The 21,303-nt window shown below is 38.0% G+C and carries 15 protein-coding genes; 11 read left to right on the forward strand and 4 right to left on the reverse strand.

Annotated features, from left to right (window positions below; genetic code table 11):
* The first annotated feature begins 76 nt into the window (after positions 1–76).
* The 11 genes from EZL74_RS08330 to EZL74_RS08380 all read left to right on the forward strand — a co-directional run bounded on the left by EZL74_RS08330 (position 77) and on the right by EZL74_RS08380 (position 15,737).
* On the forward strand, positions 77–1,357 hold the full coding sequence (locus EZL74_RS08330) for a chloride channel protein (protein WP_131476147.1): 1,281 nt from the start codon (positions 77–79) through the stop codon (positions 1,355–1,357).
* Complete coding sequence (locus tag EZL74_RS08335; RefSeq protein WP_131476148.1) at positions 1,357–1,974, forward strand: HPP family protein; 618 nt, start codon at positions 1,357–1,359, stop codon at positions 1,972–1,974. Before EZL74_RS08330 ends, EZL74_RS08335 begins: the two co-directional genes overlap by 1 nt.
* A gap of 78 nt (positions 1,975–2,052) precedes the next feature.
* Positions 2,053–2,448 (forward strand): hypothetical protein, encoded by a 396-nt coding sequence (locus EZL74_RS08340; protein WP_131476149.1) that lies wholly within the window; start codon positions 2,053–2,055, stop codon positions 2,446–2,448.
* Positions 2,449–2,566: 118 nt separating this feature from the next.
* On the forward strand, positions 2,567–3,103 hold the full coding sequence (locus EZL74_RS08345) for an IS1096 element passenger TnpR family protein (RefSeq protein WP_131476150.1): 537 nt from the start codon (positions 2,567–2,569) through the stop codon (positions 3,101–3,103).
* Positions 3,104–3,187: 84 nt separating this feature from the next.
* On the forward strand, positions 3,188–4,246 hold the full coding sequence (locus tag EZL74_RS08350) for a nucleoid-associated protein (RefSeq protein ID WP_131476151.1): 1,059 nt from the start codon (positions 3,188–3,190) through the stop codon (positions 4,244–4,246).
* Positions 4,247–4,408: 162 nt separating this feature from the next.
* Complete coding sequence (locus EZL74_RS08355; protein WP_131476152.1) at positions 4,409–6,220, forward strand: BamA/TamA family outer membrane protein; 1,812 nt, start codon at positions 4,409–4,411, stop codon at positions 6,218–6,220.
* Between the two features lie 122 nt (positions 6,221–6,342).
* Positions 6,343–6,606, forward strand: coding sequence for a hypothetical protein (locus EZL74_RS08360; protein ID WP_131476153.1), 264 nt, complete (start codon positions 6,343–6,345; stop codon positions 6,604–6,606).
* A gap of 52 nt (positions 6,607–6,658) precedes the next feature.
* On the forward strand, positions 6,659–7,555 hold the full coding sequence (locus tag EZL74_RS08365; RefSeq protein ID WP_131476154.1) for an ABC transporter ATP-binding protein: 897 nt from the start codon (positions 6,659–6,661) through the stop codon (positions 7,553–7,555).
* Positions 7,556–7,563: 8 nt separating this feature from the next.
* On the forward strand, positions 7,564–8,400 hold the full coding sequence (locus EZL74_RS08370) for an ABC transporter permease (protein WP_131476155.1): 837 nt from the start codon (positions 7,564–7,566) through the stop codon (positions 8,398–8,400).
* 16 nt (positions 8,401–8,416) lie between these two features.
* The gene (locus tag EZL74_RS08375; protein WP_131476156.1) at positions 8,417–10,720 is read left to right on the forward strand and encodes a T9SS type B sorting domain-containing protein; all 2,304 of its coding nucleotides are present in this window, start codon (positions 8,417–8,419) and stop codon (positions 10,718–10,720) included.
* Positions 10,721–10,745: 25 nt separating this feature from the next.
* Entirely contained in the window at positions 10,746–15,737 is a 4,992-nt protein-coding gene (locus EZL74_RS08380) for a T9SS type B sorting domain-containing protein (RefSeq protein ID WP_131476157.1), read from the forward strand.
* A 276-nt stretch (positions 15,738–16,013) separates the two neighbouring features.
* Here the strand turns inward: EZL74_RS08380 and rpsA are convergent, their stop codons facing one another.
* From rpsA to porQ, 4 genes are all read right to left on the reverse strand, one after another.
* Entirely contained in the window at positions 16,014–17,783 is a 1,770-nt protein-coding gene (rpsA, locus tag EZL74_RS08385) for a 30S ribosomal protein S1 (protein ID WP_131476158.1), read from the reverse strand.
* A gap of 341 nt (positions 17,784–18,124) precedes the next feature.
* A complete protein-coding gene (locus EZL74_RS08390) occupies positions 18,125–19,378 on the reverse strand; it encodes a nucleoside permease (RefSeq protein ID WP_131476159.1) in 1,254 nt (417 codons plus the stop codon).
* Between the two features lie 74 nt (positions 19,379–19,452).
* The gene (gene cmk, locus EZL74_RS08395) at positions 19,453–20,148 is read right to left on the reverse strand and encodes a (d)CMP kinase (RefSeq protein WP_131476160.1); all 696 of its coding nucleotides are present in this window, start codon (positions 20,146–20,148) and stop codon (positions 19,453–19,455) included.
* 58 nt (positions 20,149–20,206) lie between these two features.
* A complete protein-coding gene (porQ, locus tag EZL74_RS08400) occupies positions 20,207–21,238 on the reverse strand; it encodes a type IX secretion system protein PorQ (protein ID WP_131476161.1) in 1,032 nt (343 codons plus the stop codon).
* Between the last annotated feature and the right edge of the window lie 65 nt (positions 21,239–21,303).

Here is a 21,303-nt window from a genome sequence, read left to right on the forward strand (position 1 = left end):
GTCATCAACTTTAACTTTTTAAAAGGCTGATTTTCCTTTTTCAAAGAGTAACTTTGTAAAAACTTAGTTATCATTGATGAATTCAACGGCAAAACTCAAGAAAAAATACCATTTCATAAAATACCAAAAACTGATTATTGTTTCAATACTCATAGGATTTCTCAGTGCTTTACTGGCCATCATTTTAAAACGAATGACCGAACACTACGAAACCATACTTTTAACAAAAGCCGATAACTACTGGTTTTTATTTTTCCTCTTTCCTCTTTTGGGTTTGAGCATCATTTACTTTTTACGTCGTTATTTATTTCAAAAAAAAGAAAACAAAGGCATACGGGAAATTTTTGAAACCACAACACAACGGCGCAACAGTCTGCCCGTTTACAAAATTCCGTCTCATTTTATCAATGGTTTTATTACCGTCATTTTTGGTGGTTCCACCGGAATAGAGGTGTCAACGGTAGTGGCAACCGCTACGATAGGTTCGATAGCACAGGAAAAAGAAAACCTGTTCAACCGTCACAAAACCGAACTCATCTGTGCCGGGGTAGCCGCCGGTATAACCGCATTATTTTTCAGTCCGTTTGCCGGAATTTTATTTGCTTGGGAAGTCATTTCCAAACGCGTGAACACCGTTTTTTTGTTAGTTTGCGGTATAGCCTCATCAGTAGCCGTTTTGATGTTGCATCTTTTGGATGAAAAACCACTATTTGTTGTGCCCCTTCACGGTTGGAATGGGTATGCATTGCCTTATTTCATCCTTTTGGGTATGCTTGTCGGAATGCACTCGGTGTATTTGACAAAATGTGTGCTTTTCTTTAAAAAACGCTTTGCCAAAATTAAAAAACACAGCAACCGAATCCTGATAGGAACAGCAATCTTGGGGATTTCGATGCTGCTGCTTCCGCAACTTTACGGAGAAGGATATCATGCTATTAAGGAAAACATTTTGATGGCCAATCATACACTTTTAACGGCATCTGTAGCAGTAACTTTTCTGGGTATCATCCTGCTGAAACCCATAGTAACCTCGGTAACATTAGCCTCAGGGGGAGACGGTGGCGTCTTTGCCCCAAGTATTTTTATAGGAGCTTTTATTGGCTTATTATTAGCCGTTTTTTTGAATACTTTTTTTAATGCCGGCGTGATTCCGCTAAACTTTATGATTTTGGGAATGGGAGCTATGCTCAGTGCCAGCATTAATGCGCCGTTTACGGCACTCTTTTTAACCTGCGGCATCATCAACAATTATTCTTTGTTTATCCCGATATTGTTAACCTGCTTGGTAGCCAAATATACAGCACAACAACTCTATCCATACACGGTATATACTTATAGTCCAAACGCAAAATTATAATGCCGACACCGAAAATAAAACGCAATTATCGCAAAGCCAAATACGTACTTTACAAAGAAACACTGGTTGATTTTAAGGAGCACTTTTGGGCCTTTCTGGGTTCGTTTATTGGCATGGGCATCATTGCTTATCTGCAATATGGTAAATTTGCACAACCCGAATATGTATTTCTTATCGGTTCGTTTGGTGCTTCATCGGTACTGGTTTATGGCGTTATCCAAAGTCCGCTGGCACAACCCCGAAATTTAATTGGCGGGCATCTGATTTCAGCTCTAGTCGGCGTAACTGCCCAAAAACTGATTCCGGATATCTTATGGTTATCGGCTCCATTGGCTGTTTCATTGTCTATCGTTTTAATGCAAATCACCAAAACCTTACATCCTCCGGGTGGCGCTACAGCATTAATTGCTGTGACGGGATCTCCTGCCATTATCAAATTGGGTTACTGTTATGTCATTTCACCGGTACTTACGGGGGCTCTCATCCTGTTTTTAGTAGCTTTGATATTCAACAATATAACCCACAACAGGCAATATCCTACCAATCGAAAATTTACAAAATTCAAAAGCAAGGTCAAAAACAACACCAAAAAAAAGATTAAACAGTTGTTAAAATAATTATTTTCATTAACAGTATTGCACGCCAAAAATTAGTAGACTTGCATTACAAACAACAAAACCATAAAAATAAAAACAATGAAAATCATTAAGTCTCTCTTTGCTTTTGCTGCTTTTTTTGCACTGAATTCAGTATCTGCGCAAACCATTATTGATCGGTGGCCTCAGATTAAAGCATACCACGAGTTGATGTCAAAAACTTACCATCCGGCCGAAGAAGGCAACTTAGAACCTATAAGGAATAACTCAGAATTACTGCTGAAAAGAGCCGAAGCTTTATCTGTAGAAACCATGCCTAAAGAATTCAGAAATCCAAAAACAATAGAAACCTTACTTACTCTGAAAAAACAAACACAAGTTGTAAACGATTTAGTTCGAAAAAAAGCCGCTGATGACGAAATTACCAAAGCATTAGCTCTGCTGCATGACACTTTTCACAAAATTGTAGGCATGTGTCAACCGGAAAAAAAATAACCCTTAAACCCAATCTGAGATTGGGTTTTTTAATTCAAATTCTTATCAACAAATCACAAATCCAACTTCAAATTGTGAAATTAAATTTTACCTTTGCACGCTTACTAAAACAGAGATTATGATTTACAAATTCAGGGCAATTCTCGATGCCGAGGACGATGTTTTCAGAGATATTGCCATACAGGAAGATGACACTTTAGAAGATTTACACAATGCCATTGTTAATGCCTTTGGATTTGACGGCATGGAAGTAGCTTCGTTTTATACCTGCGACGACCAATGGAACCAGGAAGAGGAAATTCCGATGTTTGATACCGGTGATGTGGCAGGTGAACAAAAAATCATGAGTGATTATACATTAAACCAACTCCTGAGTGAAGATCAAACCAAAATCATTTATGTGTATGATTTTATCAATATGTGGACTTTCTTAGTTGAGTTAGCGGCTATTGAAGAAGCTGAAACCGGTGTTACTTACCCTAGTTTGTTATTCTCGCACGGCGAATTACCGGCAGCCGCCCCTGAAAAGGAATTTGAAGCTGAAAATGAAGATTTTTACTCTGAGTTTGAAGACGATTTAGATGAAGATGACCTGGATATGTTTGGTGGTGATGACAGTTTCGAAGATTACGGATTTGAGGAGAATTGGAATTAAAAATCAGAAATAGATAATAGTTAACAGAAAACAGACAAGTCTATCATCTTTTATCTCTTTGTCTATACTCTTAAAAACAAACAAATGATAAACCTATTTAACGCCCATATCGAAAACTTGTCCATCCATCGTGTTGGCAACAAAAGCCGCAATGAAGCTATATTTCTTTCGGAGCAGCCTTATAATTTGAACGACGAAATTGTTCCGTTACTAAAGGAATATTTCTTTAAACCATTTCGTGAAAAAGAAGAAAATTATTTCCAGTTTGCTCACGATGTCGACTTGGAATACAATGACATGTACAACCTGGCATCAGAAATTTTCACCAATCCCGGCGATGTGCATGAAGTTTCTAAAAAAATAACCAAACACCTATTTGAACAATCCAATCATCCGCATATTAAAAACGGTGAAGTATATGTAGCGTATATTACGAACTTAACCATTGACAACAATGTGGTGGATGCCATTGGTGTTTTCAAAAGTGAAATCAAATCAGATTTTATGCAATTTGAAGAAAAAGGTTCCACTCTTGAGATGATTTTGCAACAAGGAATTAACCTCAACAAATTGGATAAAGGTTGTTTGATTTTTAATCATAAAAAAGAAGAAGGATATAAAATCTTAACCGTTGACAGCAACCGTTATGATGCACGATACTGGTTAGAGCATTTCCTTTCGGTAGATGCTTTTCAGGATGAGAATTTTTATACTAAAAAATATTTGAAATTCTGTCAAGGCTTTGCCAAAGATGTTGTTTTACCTGCCGAAGACAAGAAAGAAGAAGTAATGTTCATGAACCGTTCGGTAAACTTTTTTGCCAAAAATGATGAGTTTGAAGAAAGTAAATTCCTGAACGAAGTATTGGATAATCCCGATTTGATTCCGGAGTTTAAAAACTACAAAGTTGACAAAGGCGAAAAATACAGCATAGAGGATATCACCAATTTCCCGATTGCCAACGCAGCGGTAACCGACGTTCGAAAATCGATTAAAAACGTCATTAACTTAGATACCAATATTCAAATCAAACTGGATTTTATCAATCCGGAAAGTGCCGAAAAATTTGTGGAAAAAGGTTGGGATGAAGAAAAACAAATGTATTACTATCTCGTATACTTCAACAAAGAACAAAAAAGCTAGTTGATGTACTGAAAAATAAAATCCTCAATTGTAAAATAATTGGGGATTTTTTTCGTTTTAAAGAAAATCGGATGTGTTAAAATCATCAAACCGACTTTTAAATTTCTATATATTTGTTCAAATCGCTTGACCTGCATGATCAACAAAACACTTTTTGGCGTAATGCTCTTATTCCTTGCTTCGCAGCCCATGCAGGCACAGGTAAAAAACAGCGGGAATGATTCGGTCAAAGTGTATAAAAAAATCGAAAACTATTCACAAAAAAATAAAGTGAACGGCTTTATTTACCGATTATTGTTCCGTTCGCAACGCAAGACAACCCCATCGGCCAACACGACCAGAAAACGCTATTTTATTAAAAAATCATTTGATCGAAACGAAGGCAAAATCATTCGAAACATCAATATAGAAACTCTAGACCCGTTTGGGTATTCAGTAGACAATTACAAAGACACTCCCGAAAAAGGCTTTGAAAAATTTGGTAATGACCTTCACATAAAAACAAAAAACTGGACCATTCGCAACCTGCTCTTATTTAAGAAAAATGAACCTTTAGATTCATTACTGGCTAAAGAATCCGAGCGTTTGATTCGTAAACAACGTTATGTGAGAAGTGTCATCATCAAACCGGTAGAGATTCCCAAATGTAAGGATTCTGTGGATATTTCGATACGCGTATTAGACTCTTGGAGCCTTATTCCAACCGGAGCTATCTCAAACTCGCAAGGGAGTTTTGAACTTACGGAACGCAATTTTTTTGGATTGGGTCACGAATTTGAAAACGACATCAACAGGCGCTTTGAAACCGGACAAAATGCATACAAAGCCAAGTATACCATCAGCAATATAAAGAACACGTTTATCAATTCAACTTTTGCCTATGAAAATTCAATTGATAATTATACTACGAAAAGTGCACGGGTGGAGCGACAATTTTTCTCTCCCTTCACCCGATTGGCAGGGGGTGTGTTTTTAGAAAATCGGTTTTATATTGATTCGTTACCCGATAATACCGGTGCGTTTGCCAAGCAACGTTTCAAATTAGAAACTCAGGAATATTGGGCCGGACATTCATTTAAAATTTTCGGAGGTAAAAATGAAGACTATCGAACCACAACTTTGGTAACTACCATAGGGTACAAAAATATCACTTATTTGGAACAACCTACTTTAACCTATGATCCTGAAAAGTTTTTTTCCGCAGAAAAATTATATTTGGCTACCATTGGTTTAAACACCCGAAAATTTGCAGAAGACAAATATTTGTTCAATTTCGGGATTATTGAAGACGTTCCTTACGGACAGGTATATGCGCTGACCGGTGGTGTGCAAAATAAGAACAACCTGAATCGGAGCTATTTTGGCGGTCGATTTGCCTATGGAAATTATTTCAACTTTGGTTATTTGGGCACCAATATTGAATGGGGAAGTTTTTACAATCATGGCTGTACAGAGGAGACTACTTTCAGAGTAGAAGCCAATTACTTCACTAACCTGCTCAGCGTCGGCGATTGGAAAATAAGACAATTTGTAAAACCGACAATCGTTTTTGGGAATCACAGAGCTCCTATAATTAAAGACCGCGTTACCTTATCGGATCAGAATATTATTACCGGATTCAACAATCCGCTGATCAACGGAAACCGAAAACTTACCCTTGCATTCCAAACCCAAACTTATGCACCGGGTAATTGGCACGGGTTTCACTTCAGTCCGTTTTATAATATGACTTTTGGTCTATTGGGTTCAGAAAAAGATAAAGTTTTCAATGACCGATTGTATTCCAAATTCAGTTTAGGCGTTTTGATTAACAACGATTATTTGGTTTTCAATCGGTTTCAGATTTCTTTTTCATTCTACCCTTCGATTCCGTATGAAGGCACTAATGTATTCAAAACCAATTCGTTTAAAAATGACGATTTAACCTTACCGGATTTTCAGATTGGACAACCGATTATTGTTCCTTATAGATAAATTTATTTTTTTGTAAGTTTTATTAGTTGTTAAGTGTTAAAAATACGTATTTTGACGATTATTTTTTGCTTTTAATCGATTTATTTTTATGTTTATCCAACCATAACCAACACCTTATTTGTATGAAAACAAATTACTTACCCGAAGGCAAGGTGAAAAAAAACTATCTCTGTTCCTTGTTTGGACATCGCTTTATTGAGACTAAAAAAGTCAACACTCATTTCAGTGAATTTGAATGTGAAGTATGCAAAATGCAAGCTACCAATGATAGTCGGGGGCATAAAATCAAACTGACTTCTAAACTGAAAGATATCAATGAAACGCTGTTTTATCTGCAACTTAAAAAAGAATTCATCGCTCGTTTTTATTTTACCAAAAAAGAATAGTAACAAACTAAGGTTTCAATCGTCATACCAGCTAAACCTTAAAACCTAACCCTTGGAGTCAACTATTCTTTCCATCAAAAACCTGAATAAACGTTACGGTAAAATCCACGCTGTTAACGACGTTTCTCTCGAAATACACAAAGGCAATGTTTACGGAATTCTGGGGCCAAACGGCAGTGGAAAATCGACTACTCTCGGTATTGTATTGAATGTAGTTAACAAAACTTCAGGAGAATACAGTTGGTTTGACGGAACCATGCAAACGCATGAAGCCCTTAAAAAAGTTGGAGCCATTATTGAGCGGCCTAATTTTTATCCTTATATGTCGGCCAAAGAAAACCTGGAATTGGTTTGCAAAATCAAAGGAATTAATTATAACAAAATAAATGAAAAGCTAGAAATTGTTGGGTTACTCGACAGAAAAGACAGCAAATTCAAAACTTTTTCATTGGGAATGAAACAACGTTTAGCTATTGCATCTGCTTTGTTGAATGATCCTGAAATTTTGATTTTAGATGAACCCACTAACGGTTTGGATCCGCAGGGGATTCATCAAATTAGAGACATCATCCGATTGATTGCTTCACAAGGTACTACCATTTTACTAGCTTCCCATTTACTTGATGAAGTAGAAAAAGTTTGCAGCCATGTTCTCGTACTCCGCTATGGCAAAGTACTGTATTCAGGTACAGTAGACAGCATGACCAATCACAGTGTGTTTTTTGAATTACAGGCCAACGATAATAAATCTTTGACAGATGTATTAAAACAACATCCGGAGACTGATACCGTTTCGGAAATTGAGGGAAAAATAATTGTTCATTTCAAAAATAAGGTTGATGCGGCTCAATTGAATCAATATTTCTTTGACAAAGGGATTTGCCTGAACCATTTAGTTCAGAAAAGAACCAGTTTAGAAGAACAATTTTTAGCATTAACCAATAAATAGAGCCTGAGATGAAACGTTTATTAGCCATTGAATTACAAAAAATATGGAAAAACAGAGCCAGTAAAATATTAACGATTGGTTACTTTGTTATACTGTCTTTTATAGCTTTAATAGCTTCGGTCAAATTTGAAATCGGGAATTTCAAGATTCATTTTGCCGAAATGGGAATTTTCAACTTTCCTTTTATTTGGCATTTCAATACTTGGATTGCATCCTTATTAAAGTTCTTTTTGGCGGTTATCATCGTTTCAATGATGGCCAATGAATACAGTTACGGTACTTTAAAACAAAACCTTATTGATGGTATGAGCAAGCAGGAATTTGTACTTTCCAAATTCTTGGCAATACTCTTTTTTGCGCTGACTTCAACCGTTTTTGTCTTTGTAATGTCATTAATTTTGGGCTATAGTTTCTCCTCCTACACCGAATTAGGAATCGTTTTTTCGGATTTGGAATACTTGTTGGCCTATTTTGTAAAATTGCTTGGTTTCTTCTCTTTCTGTTTATTCTTAGGAGTTTTGATTAAACGTTCTGCCTTCGCTATCGGTTTTTTATTCATTTGGTTTTTATTCGAAAATATATCGCATGCCTTCCTGAAATTTGAGGTTTTCAACAGAAATCCATTGGTAGATTCGTTTTATTCGTACATGCCATTGGAATCTATGAGCAATCTGATTGTAGAACCTTTTACCCGTTTTAGTGTAATCAAAAGTATTCAAACTGCTGTAGGCGATAATAACATAAAAGATTACAGTGTTCATTTCAGTTCAATTTTAATTGTCTTGATTTGGACAGCCATCTTCATTTTCTTGTCCTATAAAATCATCAAAAAAAGAGATTTATAGTATCTTTGCAGATGCTATGAAACTACTGCGAATATTATTTTTTATTTTTTTTTGTTGCTTTTCTCAAAACAACCTTTGGGCGCAAAATATTATTGTTAACGATACCTATACTGCGCAACAATTAGTAGAAAATGTTTTAATCAACAGTCCTTGTGCCAATGTATCTAATTTTAGTGTCAGTGGCGGAAACTTTGCTTCGGGGGAAAAGAGCTATGGTTATTTTTCAGCAGGAACAAGCAGCTTTCCTTTTTCGAACGGAGTAGTACTGAGTACCAGTACTGCAAATAATACACAAGGTCCCAACACATCACTTCTAAGCGATGATGCTCCGGGTTGGATAGGTGACCCTGATTTAGAGCAGGCTTTATCCATTTCTAACACATCCAATGCCACTGTTCTTGAGTTTGATTTTACTCCTTTGACCAGTCAAATCAGTTTTGATTATATATTTGCTTCCGAAGAATACCACGATACTGCACCATGTCATTATTCGGATGGATTTGCTTTTTTGTTAAAAGTAGCCGGCAGCCCTGATAATTATCAAAACCTTGCCTTAATCCCTAACACAGCTATCCCTGTAAAAGTGACAACTGTACATCCTAATATATCAGGCGGTAGTGGTTGTCCGGCGCAAAATGAAACTTACTTCGGAAGTTATAACGACAATGCAGCTCCTATCAACTTCAACGGACAAACAACGATAATGACTGCTAAAGCCACTGTAATTCCGGGAACTACATACCATATCAAATTAGTCATAGCCGATGAGACCAATCCCAAATACGACTCGGCCATTTTTTTGGGTGGTGGCAGTTTTAATGTTGGGACCGATCTAGGGCCCGACAGACTGATAGCTACCAACAACCCTCTTTGCAATAGCGACACTTATCTGCTTGACGCTACCGAACCCGGAACCAACACCTATAAATGGTTCAAAGACAATGTGGAACTTTTGGGAGAAACAAACCCAACTTACACTGTTACTTCTGCCGGCACTTATAGTGTAGAAATCACACTCAACAGCACAACATGTATAGCTAAAGGAGAAGTTACAATTGAATATGCTGGCTCTCCTGTCATTGCTCCTTTAGCGTTGGAACAATGCGACGACAATAATGATGGCATTGCCACATTCAACTTAACTAAACTAACTCCGGTATTACAAGGAAGTACAGCAGCGAATACTGTTACGTATTATACCAGTTTGTACAATGCTCAGCACCAACTTAACCCAATTTCGAATACCTCATCGTTTCAAAATACTTCAACCAATCAGGTTGTGGCTGCTGTGAGTAATGCTTATGGATGTAACAGCTATGTGACCATAACACTTCAAATTGCCAACAACTCTTTGCCTGCGGTTAGTCCGATTCCGATTTGTGATGAAGATGGTACGCTTGATGGCTTTACTTCCATTGATTTAAATCAGCAGGTAACACCAACGGTTCTTAATGGATTACCGGCTGGATTAATTGCTGAATACTATTTGACTGCTGCTGATGCCACTAATCAAACCAATGTATTACCAAATAGTTTCACCAATACTCTCTCTCCCAACCAAACCATTTTTGCTCGTATCGTAAATGGCCCTGATTGTTATGGTATCATCCCGATTTCTCTGCAACTGATTACATTCAATCCTGCTAATTTTAATGATGAAAGCTTGTTTTTATGTAATGGAGAAACCGAATCACTGTCTGTGCCATTAGGGTTCAGCAGCTACACTTGGAACACGGGAGCTACCACCTCATCTATTTCTATAACTACCAGCGGAACTTATACGGTTACTGTTACCAATTCGTATGGTTGCAGTGTGACAAAAAAATTCATTGTATTGTCGTCCAGTGCACCTATTATAACTTCAGTAGATATTGGAGATTTTTCAGGAAACAGCAATACTGTTCAAGTTAATGTGAGCGGCAGTGGTGATTATGAGTACTCATTAAACGGAATCCATTTTCAAAGCAGCTCTCTTTTTACTGATGTCACTCCTAAAGAATATACGATAATTGTTCGCGATAAAAACGGCTGCAATCCAAATGCTACAAAACACATTTACGTACTCGATTATCCCAAATATTTCACGCCTAACGGAGATGGCATCAACGATACGTGGCAGATAAAAAACTTATTTTATTACCCACAGGCCGTTGTCACTATTTTTGATCGTTACGGAAAATTCATTTACAGCTTTGACGCCAATCACCCCGGTTGGAATGGGAAATTAAATCAACAGGAGTTGTTTGCCGATGATTATTGGTTTGTCATCACTTTAAACAATGGCCGAATAATTAAAGGCCATTTTGCGCTCAAACGGTAACTGCTTTTTTCACTAATTTTATCCAATGAAGAAGATTATTACCCTATTCGTTTTTTTCCTATCCTTATCAACAACGGCTCAATTCAGTAAGACCCACTATATTCCGCCACTATCCAATACCGATTCGATGTCTGCCACCCCGCAAGGGCAATCTATGTATATCTCGTGTCCGAGTATTACACCGGTAAACTTTCAGATTCAAGAAATTGGCGGAAACACAATCACGGGTGTTGTAAGTCGTGATAATCCGTACGTACATTTTATAGGTACGGGATATGACACTCAATTATTGGTTTCAAAAAGTGATGTCAACACAGTTAAAAATAACAAAGGATTCATAGTACAGGCTGACGATTTGATTTATGTAACGGTTCGTTTAACGGCTTCAAATCAAAATTTTCAAGCTGGTGGCCTTGTTTCAAAAGGAAGTGCTGCTTTGGGAACCCAATTCCGAATTGGTGCTTTTATCAACACCGGGATCAGTGCTATCAACGATACACATTATACTTTTGCCGCCATATTGGCTACGGAAAATAATACTGTTGTTTCCTTTCACGATATCAAATCAGGAGTGGGTTTGATTAATGATGCCGCTTCCGGAAATACACCGAGCGATGTTATTCTCAATGCGGGTGAAAGTTACGTAATAGCGGTAGAAGGTCCCAGAAATGCCAATAGAGACGGATTAATAGGAGCTGCCATCACATCCAATAAGCCCATAGCTGTAAACTGTGGTTCCTTTGCCGGAACTAACGGAAATAATGATTCAAACATTGACTTGGGTTTTGACCAGATTGTTTCGGCTGAGAGAACAGGACAAGAATATATTTTTATAAAAGGTTCCGGAGTGGATGTAACGGAGAGACCGCTTTTAGTTGCTAACGAAAATAACACTGAAGTTTATTTGGATGGTAACTCAAGCCCCATAACTACCTTGAATGCAGGCGAATATTTAGCTTTAGACGGAAGTGCTTTTTCAGCCAATGGTAATTTATATGTCAGAACTTCCAAAAATATTTTTGCTTATCAGGGAATAGGTGGAACATCCAGCCAAGCCAACCAAAACATGCACTTTTTGCCTCCGTTGAGTTGCCAAACCCCTAAAACCATAAACAACATTCCGTTCATCAATGAGGTAAGCGGATTGACTGATTTCTTCGGAACGGTTTGCATCGTAACTAAAGCCGGTGCTTCGTTAGATTTCATTATAGACGGAACCAACTACAGTTTGGCTACTCTACCAGCGGGTATCAACGTAAACGGTCCTTTAACGATAACGGGGAATGCCAATTATGTTACGTATACTTTTGAAAACCTAACCGGTAATATTTCTGTTTTTTCTTCGGAACAGGTATACCTTTCTTATTACGGTTCGAGTAATGCTGCTACTTACGGAGGATATTATTCAGGATTCACATTCGACCCTGAAATTATTCTCCAACCTCAGTCAGCAGCTACATCGGGCTGTATTCCGAATGTTGACTTACAAGTAAATGCCATCAGCGGCTTTGATTTTTTTCAATGGTACCTTAATGGAGCCGCTATAGTCGGAGCCACTGCCAATACTTACACTCCTACACAACCCGGATTTTATAAAGTTATTGCTACTTTAAGTTCTTGCGGCACAGATTTTTCTTCAGTTGAAATTCCCGTTAGTGCTTGTCCTGATGATAGTGATAATGACGGCACCAATGACAACATCGATTTAGACAACGACAACGACGGCATTACCAACTGCAATGAATCCTACGGTAATCAGACTATTTCATTAGCCAATTCGGCTTCAGGAAATATCAATATTGGCCCTTACACTAACTCTTTCACCGGAATCGTAACCACTTCAGCGGCGGCATCTGCAACTCCTTTTACCGGAAATGCAGATGGTAGTTTTGTAACCAATATCCCTGCCGGAAAAACAAATTGGGTGAAATACGAAATGACGTTTGCTCAACCGGTTTCAATTGGTTTAGAATACGTGACCACTGCCAACAGCACTGATTTACTGGATTCTAACGGGGAATACACTATCAATTCACCTATTAACCGAACCATTACGGTACTAAATCCCGATAATCAATTATTGATTGACACCAACTACGATGGTTTTTTCGAAAGCGGCGTTACTGAGTATTCATCATTTGAAATTCGTTTCCGTTTAAACAATACTACTCCTTTAGCCGCAGGAACCGGTACTTTTAAATTCCTGACTAAACTCTCCGGCACTATTAGTTTTAAACACCGAAACTTGTCTGACACTGTTAGTGACAGAGCCACACTCAAAATATACGCCACCTGTGTACCGAAAGACTCTGATAACGATGGCATTCCCGATCAAGATGATTACGACAGTGATAACGACAGTATACCCGATTTTGTTGAATCACAAGGACAAAATATAGTGGCACTATCTCATGTTGACACAAACGGAGACGGAATAGATGATATTTTTGGAAACGGAATAATTCCGGCTGACTCCGATAATGACGGCATTCCTAATTATTTGGATTTGGATTCGGATAATGACGGTATAGTAGACATCATCGAATCAGGAAGTCCCGGAAATTCTAACAATACCAGTGGTGTTATGAGTGGTGGGAATTTTGGAACAAACGGTTTACACAACAGTTTAGAAACTTCACCGGACAGCGGAATACTGAATTACACAATAGCGGATACTGATGGAGATGGCATACTCAACTATATCGAATTAGATAGTGATGATGATGGTTGCAGTGATACTGCAGAAGGAACCGTTAATTACACCATTCCGGCTCCCATTATTATTACTACACAACCGCAAAATGTCATAGCCTGCGAATCCCAATCAGCAACTTTTACAGTAACCTCTAATGCTGTTAACAATTATCAATGGCAACTATCCACTAATAATGGTGTTACTTGGTCAAACCTTACAAACAATGCGATTTATTCAGGTGTAACCTCCGCCTCATTGACTATTTCCAATGTAACCCCAGCAATGGTTGGATACCAATATCGAGTGTTTTTAAACAAAAACGGAAACAGTTGTGGCTTGTATTCATCAGGAGCAATCCTGACAACTTATCCGTTACCGGTAATAACAACTCCTATTTCATTAAAGCAATGTGATGAGGACAGTGACGGAATTACCGTATTCAACTTGACCCAAAAAAATAACGTAATTTCGGCTAATTATTTAAACGAAACTTTCACTTACTATACCAATCTTGCGGCAGCTAACACTCAAAATCCTGCTTTTTTGATAGCCAATCCTATTGCCTTCACAAGTGGTAATACCAGTATATTTGTACGAGTTGAAAACAATAATGGTTGTTTCCGTGTAGCCCGCATAGATTTAATGGTTTCGGTAACTCAAATTCCGTCAAGTTTTCAGGTTCCGAACCAGTACCGATTCAAATGCGATGACTATCTTGATCCTGTAAATGATGACCGCGATGGGATTTCAAAATTTGACTTTACTCCTATTACAAATAGCCTCTTGACTTTTTTACCGAGTAACGTTTCGATTAAATATTATAAAACGGAAGCGGATTTCTTAGCTGAAACAGATACTGCCGGTAATTCATTGGCTATTCCCGACCCATCTAATTACCGAAATTTTGGTTCTCCCGGCACTCAATCCATTTGGATACGTGTGGACAGCACGGTTGACAACTCTTGTTTTGGTTTCCGTAAGTTCGACATTGTAGTGGAAGCATTGCCTTTTGCCAATCCTGTAAATGCCAATAACATCATTCGTCATTGCGACGACAATCAGGATGGCATATATGGTTTTGACACATCAGGAATTCAAACCGCAGTGGTAAACGGGCAAGCCAATGTAACAGTTAAATATTTCACGGCTAATGGTACTCCGCTTTCATCTCCTTTACCCAATCCTTTTATTGTAAACACGACCGAAACCATTACCATCAGAGTGGTGAATAACAATACACAATCCTCAGATGGTCCTTGTTATGACGAAGAAACGCTACAGTTTATTGTAGATGATTTGCCTCAAGCTTTTCCCATTTCCTCATCTTTGACAACAGCCTGTGATGATGAAAGTATTGTCATCGACCAAGATGGGCTGCATGATTTTGACACCACTAATTTCCAAGCTACTATACTTGGAACACAATCCGGAATGAACGTATATTATCTTGACGGAAATAACAATCCATTGGGAAGTCCGTTGCCGAACCCTTTTACAAGTGGTACTCAAAACGTAAAAGTTATTGTCGAAAACTCAATTAATAACTCATGTAAGGCTCAGTTGACTATTCCTTTCGTGGTACATCCATTGCCTAAAATTGATCAGGAAGAAACAGTCTTGGTTTGTTTACCTAACACACAAGCCATATTGGATGCCGGTATACAGGATGGCTCTCCTGCTTCCAACTACACGTTTCAATGGTATCTGAACAATGATATACTGCCGGGAAAAATCAACCCAACCCTGATAGTTAACAGTCCCGGTATTTACAGCGTTACGGTAACCAATATTTATGGCTGTCAGGCAACCAGAATTATCAATGTGATAAGTTCACAAATTGCCAGTATTCAAAATATATCAATAAGTGATTTAACCGAAATCAATGCTGTTTCGGTCAGCGTAACAGGTTCCGGTATTTACGAATATTCTTTGGATGACAGTAACGGACCATACCGCGATACCGGCTTTTTCAGCAATGTTCCTATGGGATTGCACGAATTGTATGTTCGTGACAAAAATGGTTGTGGTATTTTAGGCCCGATAGCTATTCCCGTTTTAGGAATTCCGCATTATTTTACTCCGAATGGCGACGGGTATCACGATTACTGGAATGTACAAGGTATCGCTCCAAATTCGGTGAATATCCATTCGAACGTTTACATTTTTGATCGCTTTGGAAAGTTGATAAAACAACTGTCACCAATGAGCAGCGGATGGGATGGTACTTACAACGGTCAAGAATTGCCTTCTGATGACTATTGGTTCGACATTCATTTTGTTGACGGACGCAATGTAAAAGGGCATTTTAGCTTAAAACGATAATAGAAGAAATAAATGATAACTGTTTCAAACCAAAATTCGCAACCTTAGAGAGAAAATGTTCCGGCACCATAAACAAATAAACTGACCGTGTTAAAAATTACTTCAATAAACTTTATTACTGTTAAACCTAAAACCTTCTGCCATAAAATCGTTCAGGAAAATCAATTGGTAAAAACATAAATAATAATTTCAGGAAGTTCACTCATCAGAAATTATTTTGTACGGTATAAAAAAAGCCCCGATTACTCGGGGCTTTTATTTATGAAAGAAAGAAGATTATTTTTTCTCTTTCTTTTCCATTTCAGCTTTCAATCCGGCAAGGATATCGTTGTTATCTCCAAGAGCGTTAGCAGGAGCATTGCTTGTTGAAACAGTTTCAACTGCAGCTTTCGCTTGTTTCTCTTCTTCTTCTCTGAAGATAGCGGTGTGAGAGGCTACTACTCTTTTGAATTCTTTGTTGAACTCAATTACTTTGAATTGTGCTTCTTCACCTTTTTTCAACTTTTTACCGTCTTCTTTTTCTAAGTGACGAGTTGGGATAAATGCCACCACATCATCTCCGAAATCTACAGTAGCTCCTTTGTCAACAATCTCAGCGATAGTTCCGGTGTGGATAGTTCCCACAGCGAAAGCATCTTCGTGTTTATCCCAAGGGTTTTCAGTAGTTTGTTTGTGACCTAACGATAATTTACGTCCGTCAACATCCAACTCTAATACTACTACATCTAATTTATCACCTACGTTAACAAATTCTGATGGGTGTTTGATTTTCTTAGTCCAAGACAAATCAGAAATGTATACTAAACCGTCGATTCCTTCTTCTAACTCAACGAAAATTCCGAAGTTAGTAAAGTTTCTAACAATTCCTGTGTGTCTAGAACCTACAGGGTATTTAGCCGTGATGTCTGTCCAAGGATCTTGAGTCAATTGTTTGATACCCAAAGACATTTTTCTTTCGTCTCTGTCTAAAGTCAATACAACAGCTTCAACAGTGTCCCCAACTTTAACGAAGTCCTGAGCACTTCTCAAGTGAGTAGACCATGACATTTCAGAAACGTGAATTAAACCTTCAACTCCTTCAGCAACTTCGATGAAAGCACCATAGTCAGCAATAACTACTACTTTACCTTTCACTTTGTCACCTACTTTCAAGTCAGCTCCAAGAGCATCCCATGGGTGAGCGTTTAATTGTTTTAAACCTAATTGGATTCTTGTTTTCTCATCATCGAAATCAAGGATAACCACGTTTAATTTTTGGTCTAATTCCAAAACTTCACTTGGGTGGTTGATTCTTGACCAAGAAAGGTCAGTAATGTGGATTAAACCGTCAACACCACCTAAGTCAATGAACACACCATAAGAAGTGATGTTTTTCACAACTCCTTCTAATACTTGTCCTTTTTCTAATTGACCAATGATTTCTTTTTTCTGAACTTCAATGTCTGCTTCAATAAGCGCTTTGTGCGAAACAACAACGTTTTTGAATTCGTGGTTGATTTTTACCACTTTGAACTCCATGTTTTTGTTTACGTATACATCGTAATCACGGATTGGTTTCACATCAATTTGTGATCCCGGTAAGAATGCTTCAATTCCGAAAACATCTACAATCATACCACCTTTAGTTCTACATTTAACAAAACCGGTAACAATTTCTCCTGTTTCGTTAGCAGCAATAACTCTGTCCCATGATTTGATAGTTCTTGCTTTTCTGTGAGATAATACTAACTGACCTGTTTTGTCCTCACGAACGTCAATCAATACTTCTACTTTGTCCCCAACTTTTAAGTTCGGGTTGTAACGGAACTCATTCAAAGAAATAACTCCTTCTGATTTCGCGTTAATGTCAACAATAGCGTCTCTGTCAGTAATTCTTACTACTACACCTTCTACAACCTCTTCTTGGTCTGTTGAAATAAAAGTTTTAGCTACTAAGTTTTCAAACTCTTCCAAGTTTTTTTGATCTACTGCGTCAATTCCTTCTGCATAATTATGCCAGTTGAATTCATTTAAAAACGCTTCTTGTTCTTTGTTTAATACAGCCATGCTGATAAAAAAATTTGTATGTTGTATTCTTCGAGTTTCTTAATGCGATTAAAAACACAACAGTGTTATCTTTTAAATAGTTGATACCTAAAGGAAACTCTTCTTCGCCAAAAGGTGTGCAAAATTAAGCATAATTTCTTAATTACAAAACATTTAGAAAAAGAAAATAGAGGACAGAAGCAAGAAAAAAGACATTATGATTTTAGAAGCGAATGGCTTGGGATAAAAAGCAATCCATGTTCCCGCTGTCCGGGCTACGCGGTAGCCTCTCCCATCAGGGCTAGACAGTAATGGTATGGCATAAAAAAACCCGATACATTATCGGGTTCTCATTTTTTTTATTAATGACTCACATTTGCCACGTCTTTAGGATTGTGCTTGTGCTTAAACAAAACCGCAAATGCAATGGCAATTACCAATGCATAACCCGCAAACGAAAGCCAGATGCTGTGCCAGTCACGGGCACCCTCATGCGTAAAGAATTCGTCTATAATATAACCGCTTACCAATCCGCCAAAGAAAGCACCAAAACCGTTAGACATCATCATAAACAAGCCCTGAGCCGAAGAACGAATTTTAGAATCGGTGGTCGTTTCAACAAAAAGTGAACCGGAAATATTGAAAAAGTCAAACGCCATCCCGTATACAATACACGACAAAATTATCATCCAAAGTCCGTCAGCCGGATTTCCGTAAGCAAACAAACCAAAACGCAAAACCCAAGCCAACATCGAAATCAACATTACCTGCTTGATTCCGAATCGTTTCAAAAAGAACGGAATCGCCAAAATAAACAAGGTTTCTGATATCTGCGAAATCGACATGATTAAGGTAGACTTAGTCACAATGATACTATTAGCATATTCCGGCACTTTCCCAAATTCGGATAAAAATACATCTCCGTACATATTGGTCAATTGTAAAGCGCCACCCAAGAACATTGAGAACAAAAAGAACAACGCCATTTTATAGGTTCCAAATAATTTAAAAGCATCCAAACCCAGTTTTTGAGCCAAAGAAGCATTCTCCGCAATCAACTTCTGCGGCGGACATTTTGGCAAAGTAAACGAATAAACTCCCAGAATTACTGCTGAAACAGCCGATATGTAAAACATATTTGCTGAAGCTTTATTCCCGGATAAATTGGTTAACCACATAGCTGCAATAAACCCAATAGTTCCCCAAACGCGAATCGGAGGAAATACTTTCACCACATCAAACTGATTATTTTTTAAAATATTATACGCCACCGAGTTAGACAACGAAATGGTGGGCATGTAACACAACATAGCGGCAAAAATCACCCAATAAAAAGTAGTAGGATTATCTACTTGCGGTATGTAAAACAAAGCCATTCCGCCCAGTATGTGTAAAATTCCGTATAGCTTTTCGGCGTTTATCCATTTATCGGCAATGATTCCGGTAATAGCCGGCATCACAATAGAGGACAGACCTAAGGTAGAAAAGATGGCTCCAAATTGTTCCCCGCTCCACTGTTTGGTGGCAAACCAGTAATTGCCAACGGTAATCAACCACGCTCCCCACACAAAGAACTGAAGAAAGCTCATCAGTGTTAATCTGATTTTAATATTCATAAAATAAATAGTTTTTGGTTTTTAGTAAAAATAGCCCGTAAATCTACTATTTAAATTGAGATAAACAAAAATAGTTAAATGGATTTCGTTACCTTTTCTACCATTTCCAAAACAGCAGCAAACTGCTCCTCCCGGGTAAGATGGGAGTTGTCCAGTTCAAGAGCATCTTCCGCTTTTCGCAACGGAGAATCATCACGGTGGGTATCAATATAATCGCGTTCTTCTACATTTTTCAACACTTCTTCAAAAGAAACTTTTTGCCCTTTGGCCTGTAGCTCATCAAATCGTCTTTGAGCACGGGTTTGTGGGCTTGCCGTCATGAAAACTTTGAGTTCTGCTTTTGGAAAAACAACCGTACCAATATCGCGACCATCCATTACAACGCCTTTATCTTTCCCCATGCTTTGTTGTTGCTCTACTAATTTGGCACGTACTTCAGAAACCTCGGCCACTTTACTCACAAAATTGGAAACTTCAATCGTTCTGATTTCAGTCTCCACATTAACGCCATTCAAAAACATTTCGGCAAAACCCAATTCCGGATTGAATTCAAAATGCAAACGAATGGATGGTAGGCTATTTATCAGTGTTTCTTTATCAAAGTAATCTGCTGTGATATATCCATTTTGCATGGCAAACAAAGTTATGGCACGGTACATAGCACCGGTATCAACATAAACATATCCTAAATGTTTGGCTAATTGTTTGGCTAAAGTACTTTTTCCGGTTGAGGAAAATCCGTCGATGGCAATGGTAATTTTTTTACTCACAATTTTTTAATTATTTTTTGGTGTTCGTGAACCCTCGGTTTCAAAGTTATTTTATGTATTAGTATCGGTTTCCCGAAAAATCTATGGTTAATCCGAATAAACTGGTGTTGGCCGCTAATGTATAGCGTGAATACGAATAATTAAATTTTAAATTATTGACTCTCAATCCGAAACCTACGGAAAGTCCGGAAAAATTTCGTTTTTCTAAAATACGTAATTCTTCGGCTCTTCTGAAATTATATCCTAATCGAACATTAAAGCCCTTATCCGGAAACAGCTCTGCCCCAACCACTACATGTCGTAAAGCATTATTAAAAATCGAAACTTTCTCAGGAGTCGAACCGCCATCTAAATTACCTTGTGCTCTGTTCGGATTAGAAAATGCCAACTGCCACTGTTGCATGTTTTCTAAAGTCAAGTGCCAACGAATAGGAACATTTTCCATCAACTGAGAAACACCAATCATCACTTCTAAAGGCAATTTCTCGCGGGTTTCATAATAGGGAGTTATTTGGGTTCCGATATTTCGTATTACCAAGGCCCAGTTGACATCATTGCGGGTATCTATAAACAAAGCACCTAAATCAACCGCAGCTCCAAAAGAATTATAACTTTCTAAAGTCGAAGAAATCAGTTTGGCATTGGCTCCTATGTAAAAATCAGAAAAAGGAATATTGTAAGCATAACCAAAGGTCAAAGCAATCTCGCTCCCGGTAAACCCTGAGGTTTGCAGACCATTTTCGTCATAGCCGTCAAACTTCCCGTAATTTACGTAATTAACTCCTCCAAAAAAAGTTTGTACATGACGATCGTATGTGTAGGCGTAAGCTGCTGTTCCATAAGTAACTTCTCCAAAATAACTCCCGTAATTCAACGCCAGTTTATTGTCCATTTCCGGATTAATTGTTGCCGGGTTAAAATGCGCCTGATTGACATCTTGGTCATAAAACGTCAGTACTTTTCCGCCCAGAGCGGCTTGTCGAGGTGAAGTGACTAAGTTTAGAAACTGGTATACCGACTTCCCGCCAATTTGCCCAAAAGCGGTCAAAGCGGTGAGGTAAAATCCAATACAAATTGTTTTTCTAAACATCAAAAATGGCTTATGCTACATACTATAACGGAAATGCGAAGATATTATTTTATATGGTATGAAAA

It is taken from the genome of Flavobacterium silvisoli (assembly GCF_004329815.1).
Lineage (GTDB): Bacteria > Bacteroidota > Bacteroidia > Flavobacteriales > Flavobacteriaceae > Flavobacterium > Flavobacterium silvisoli.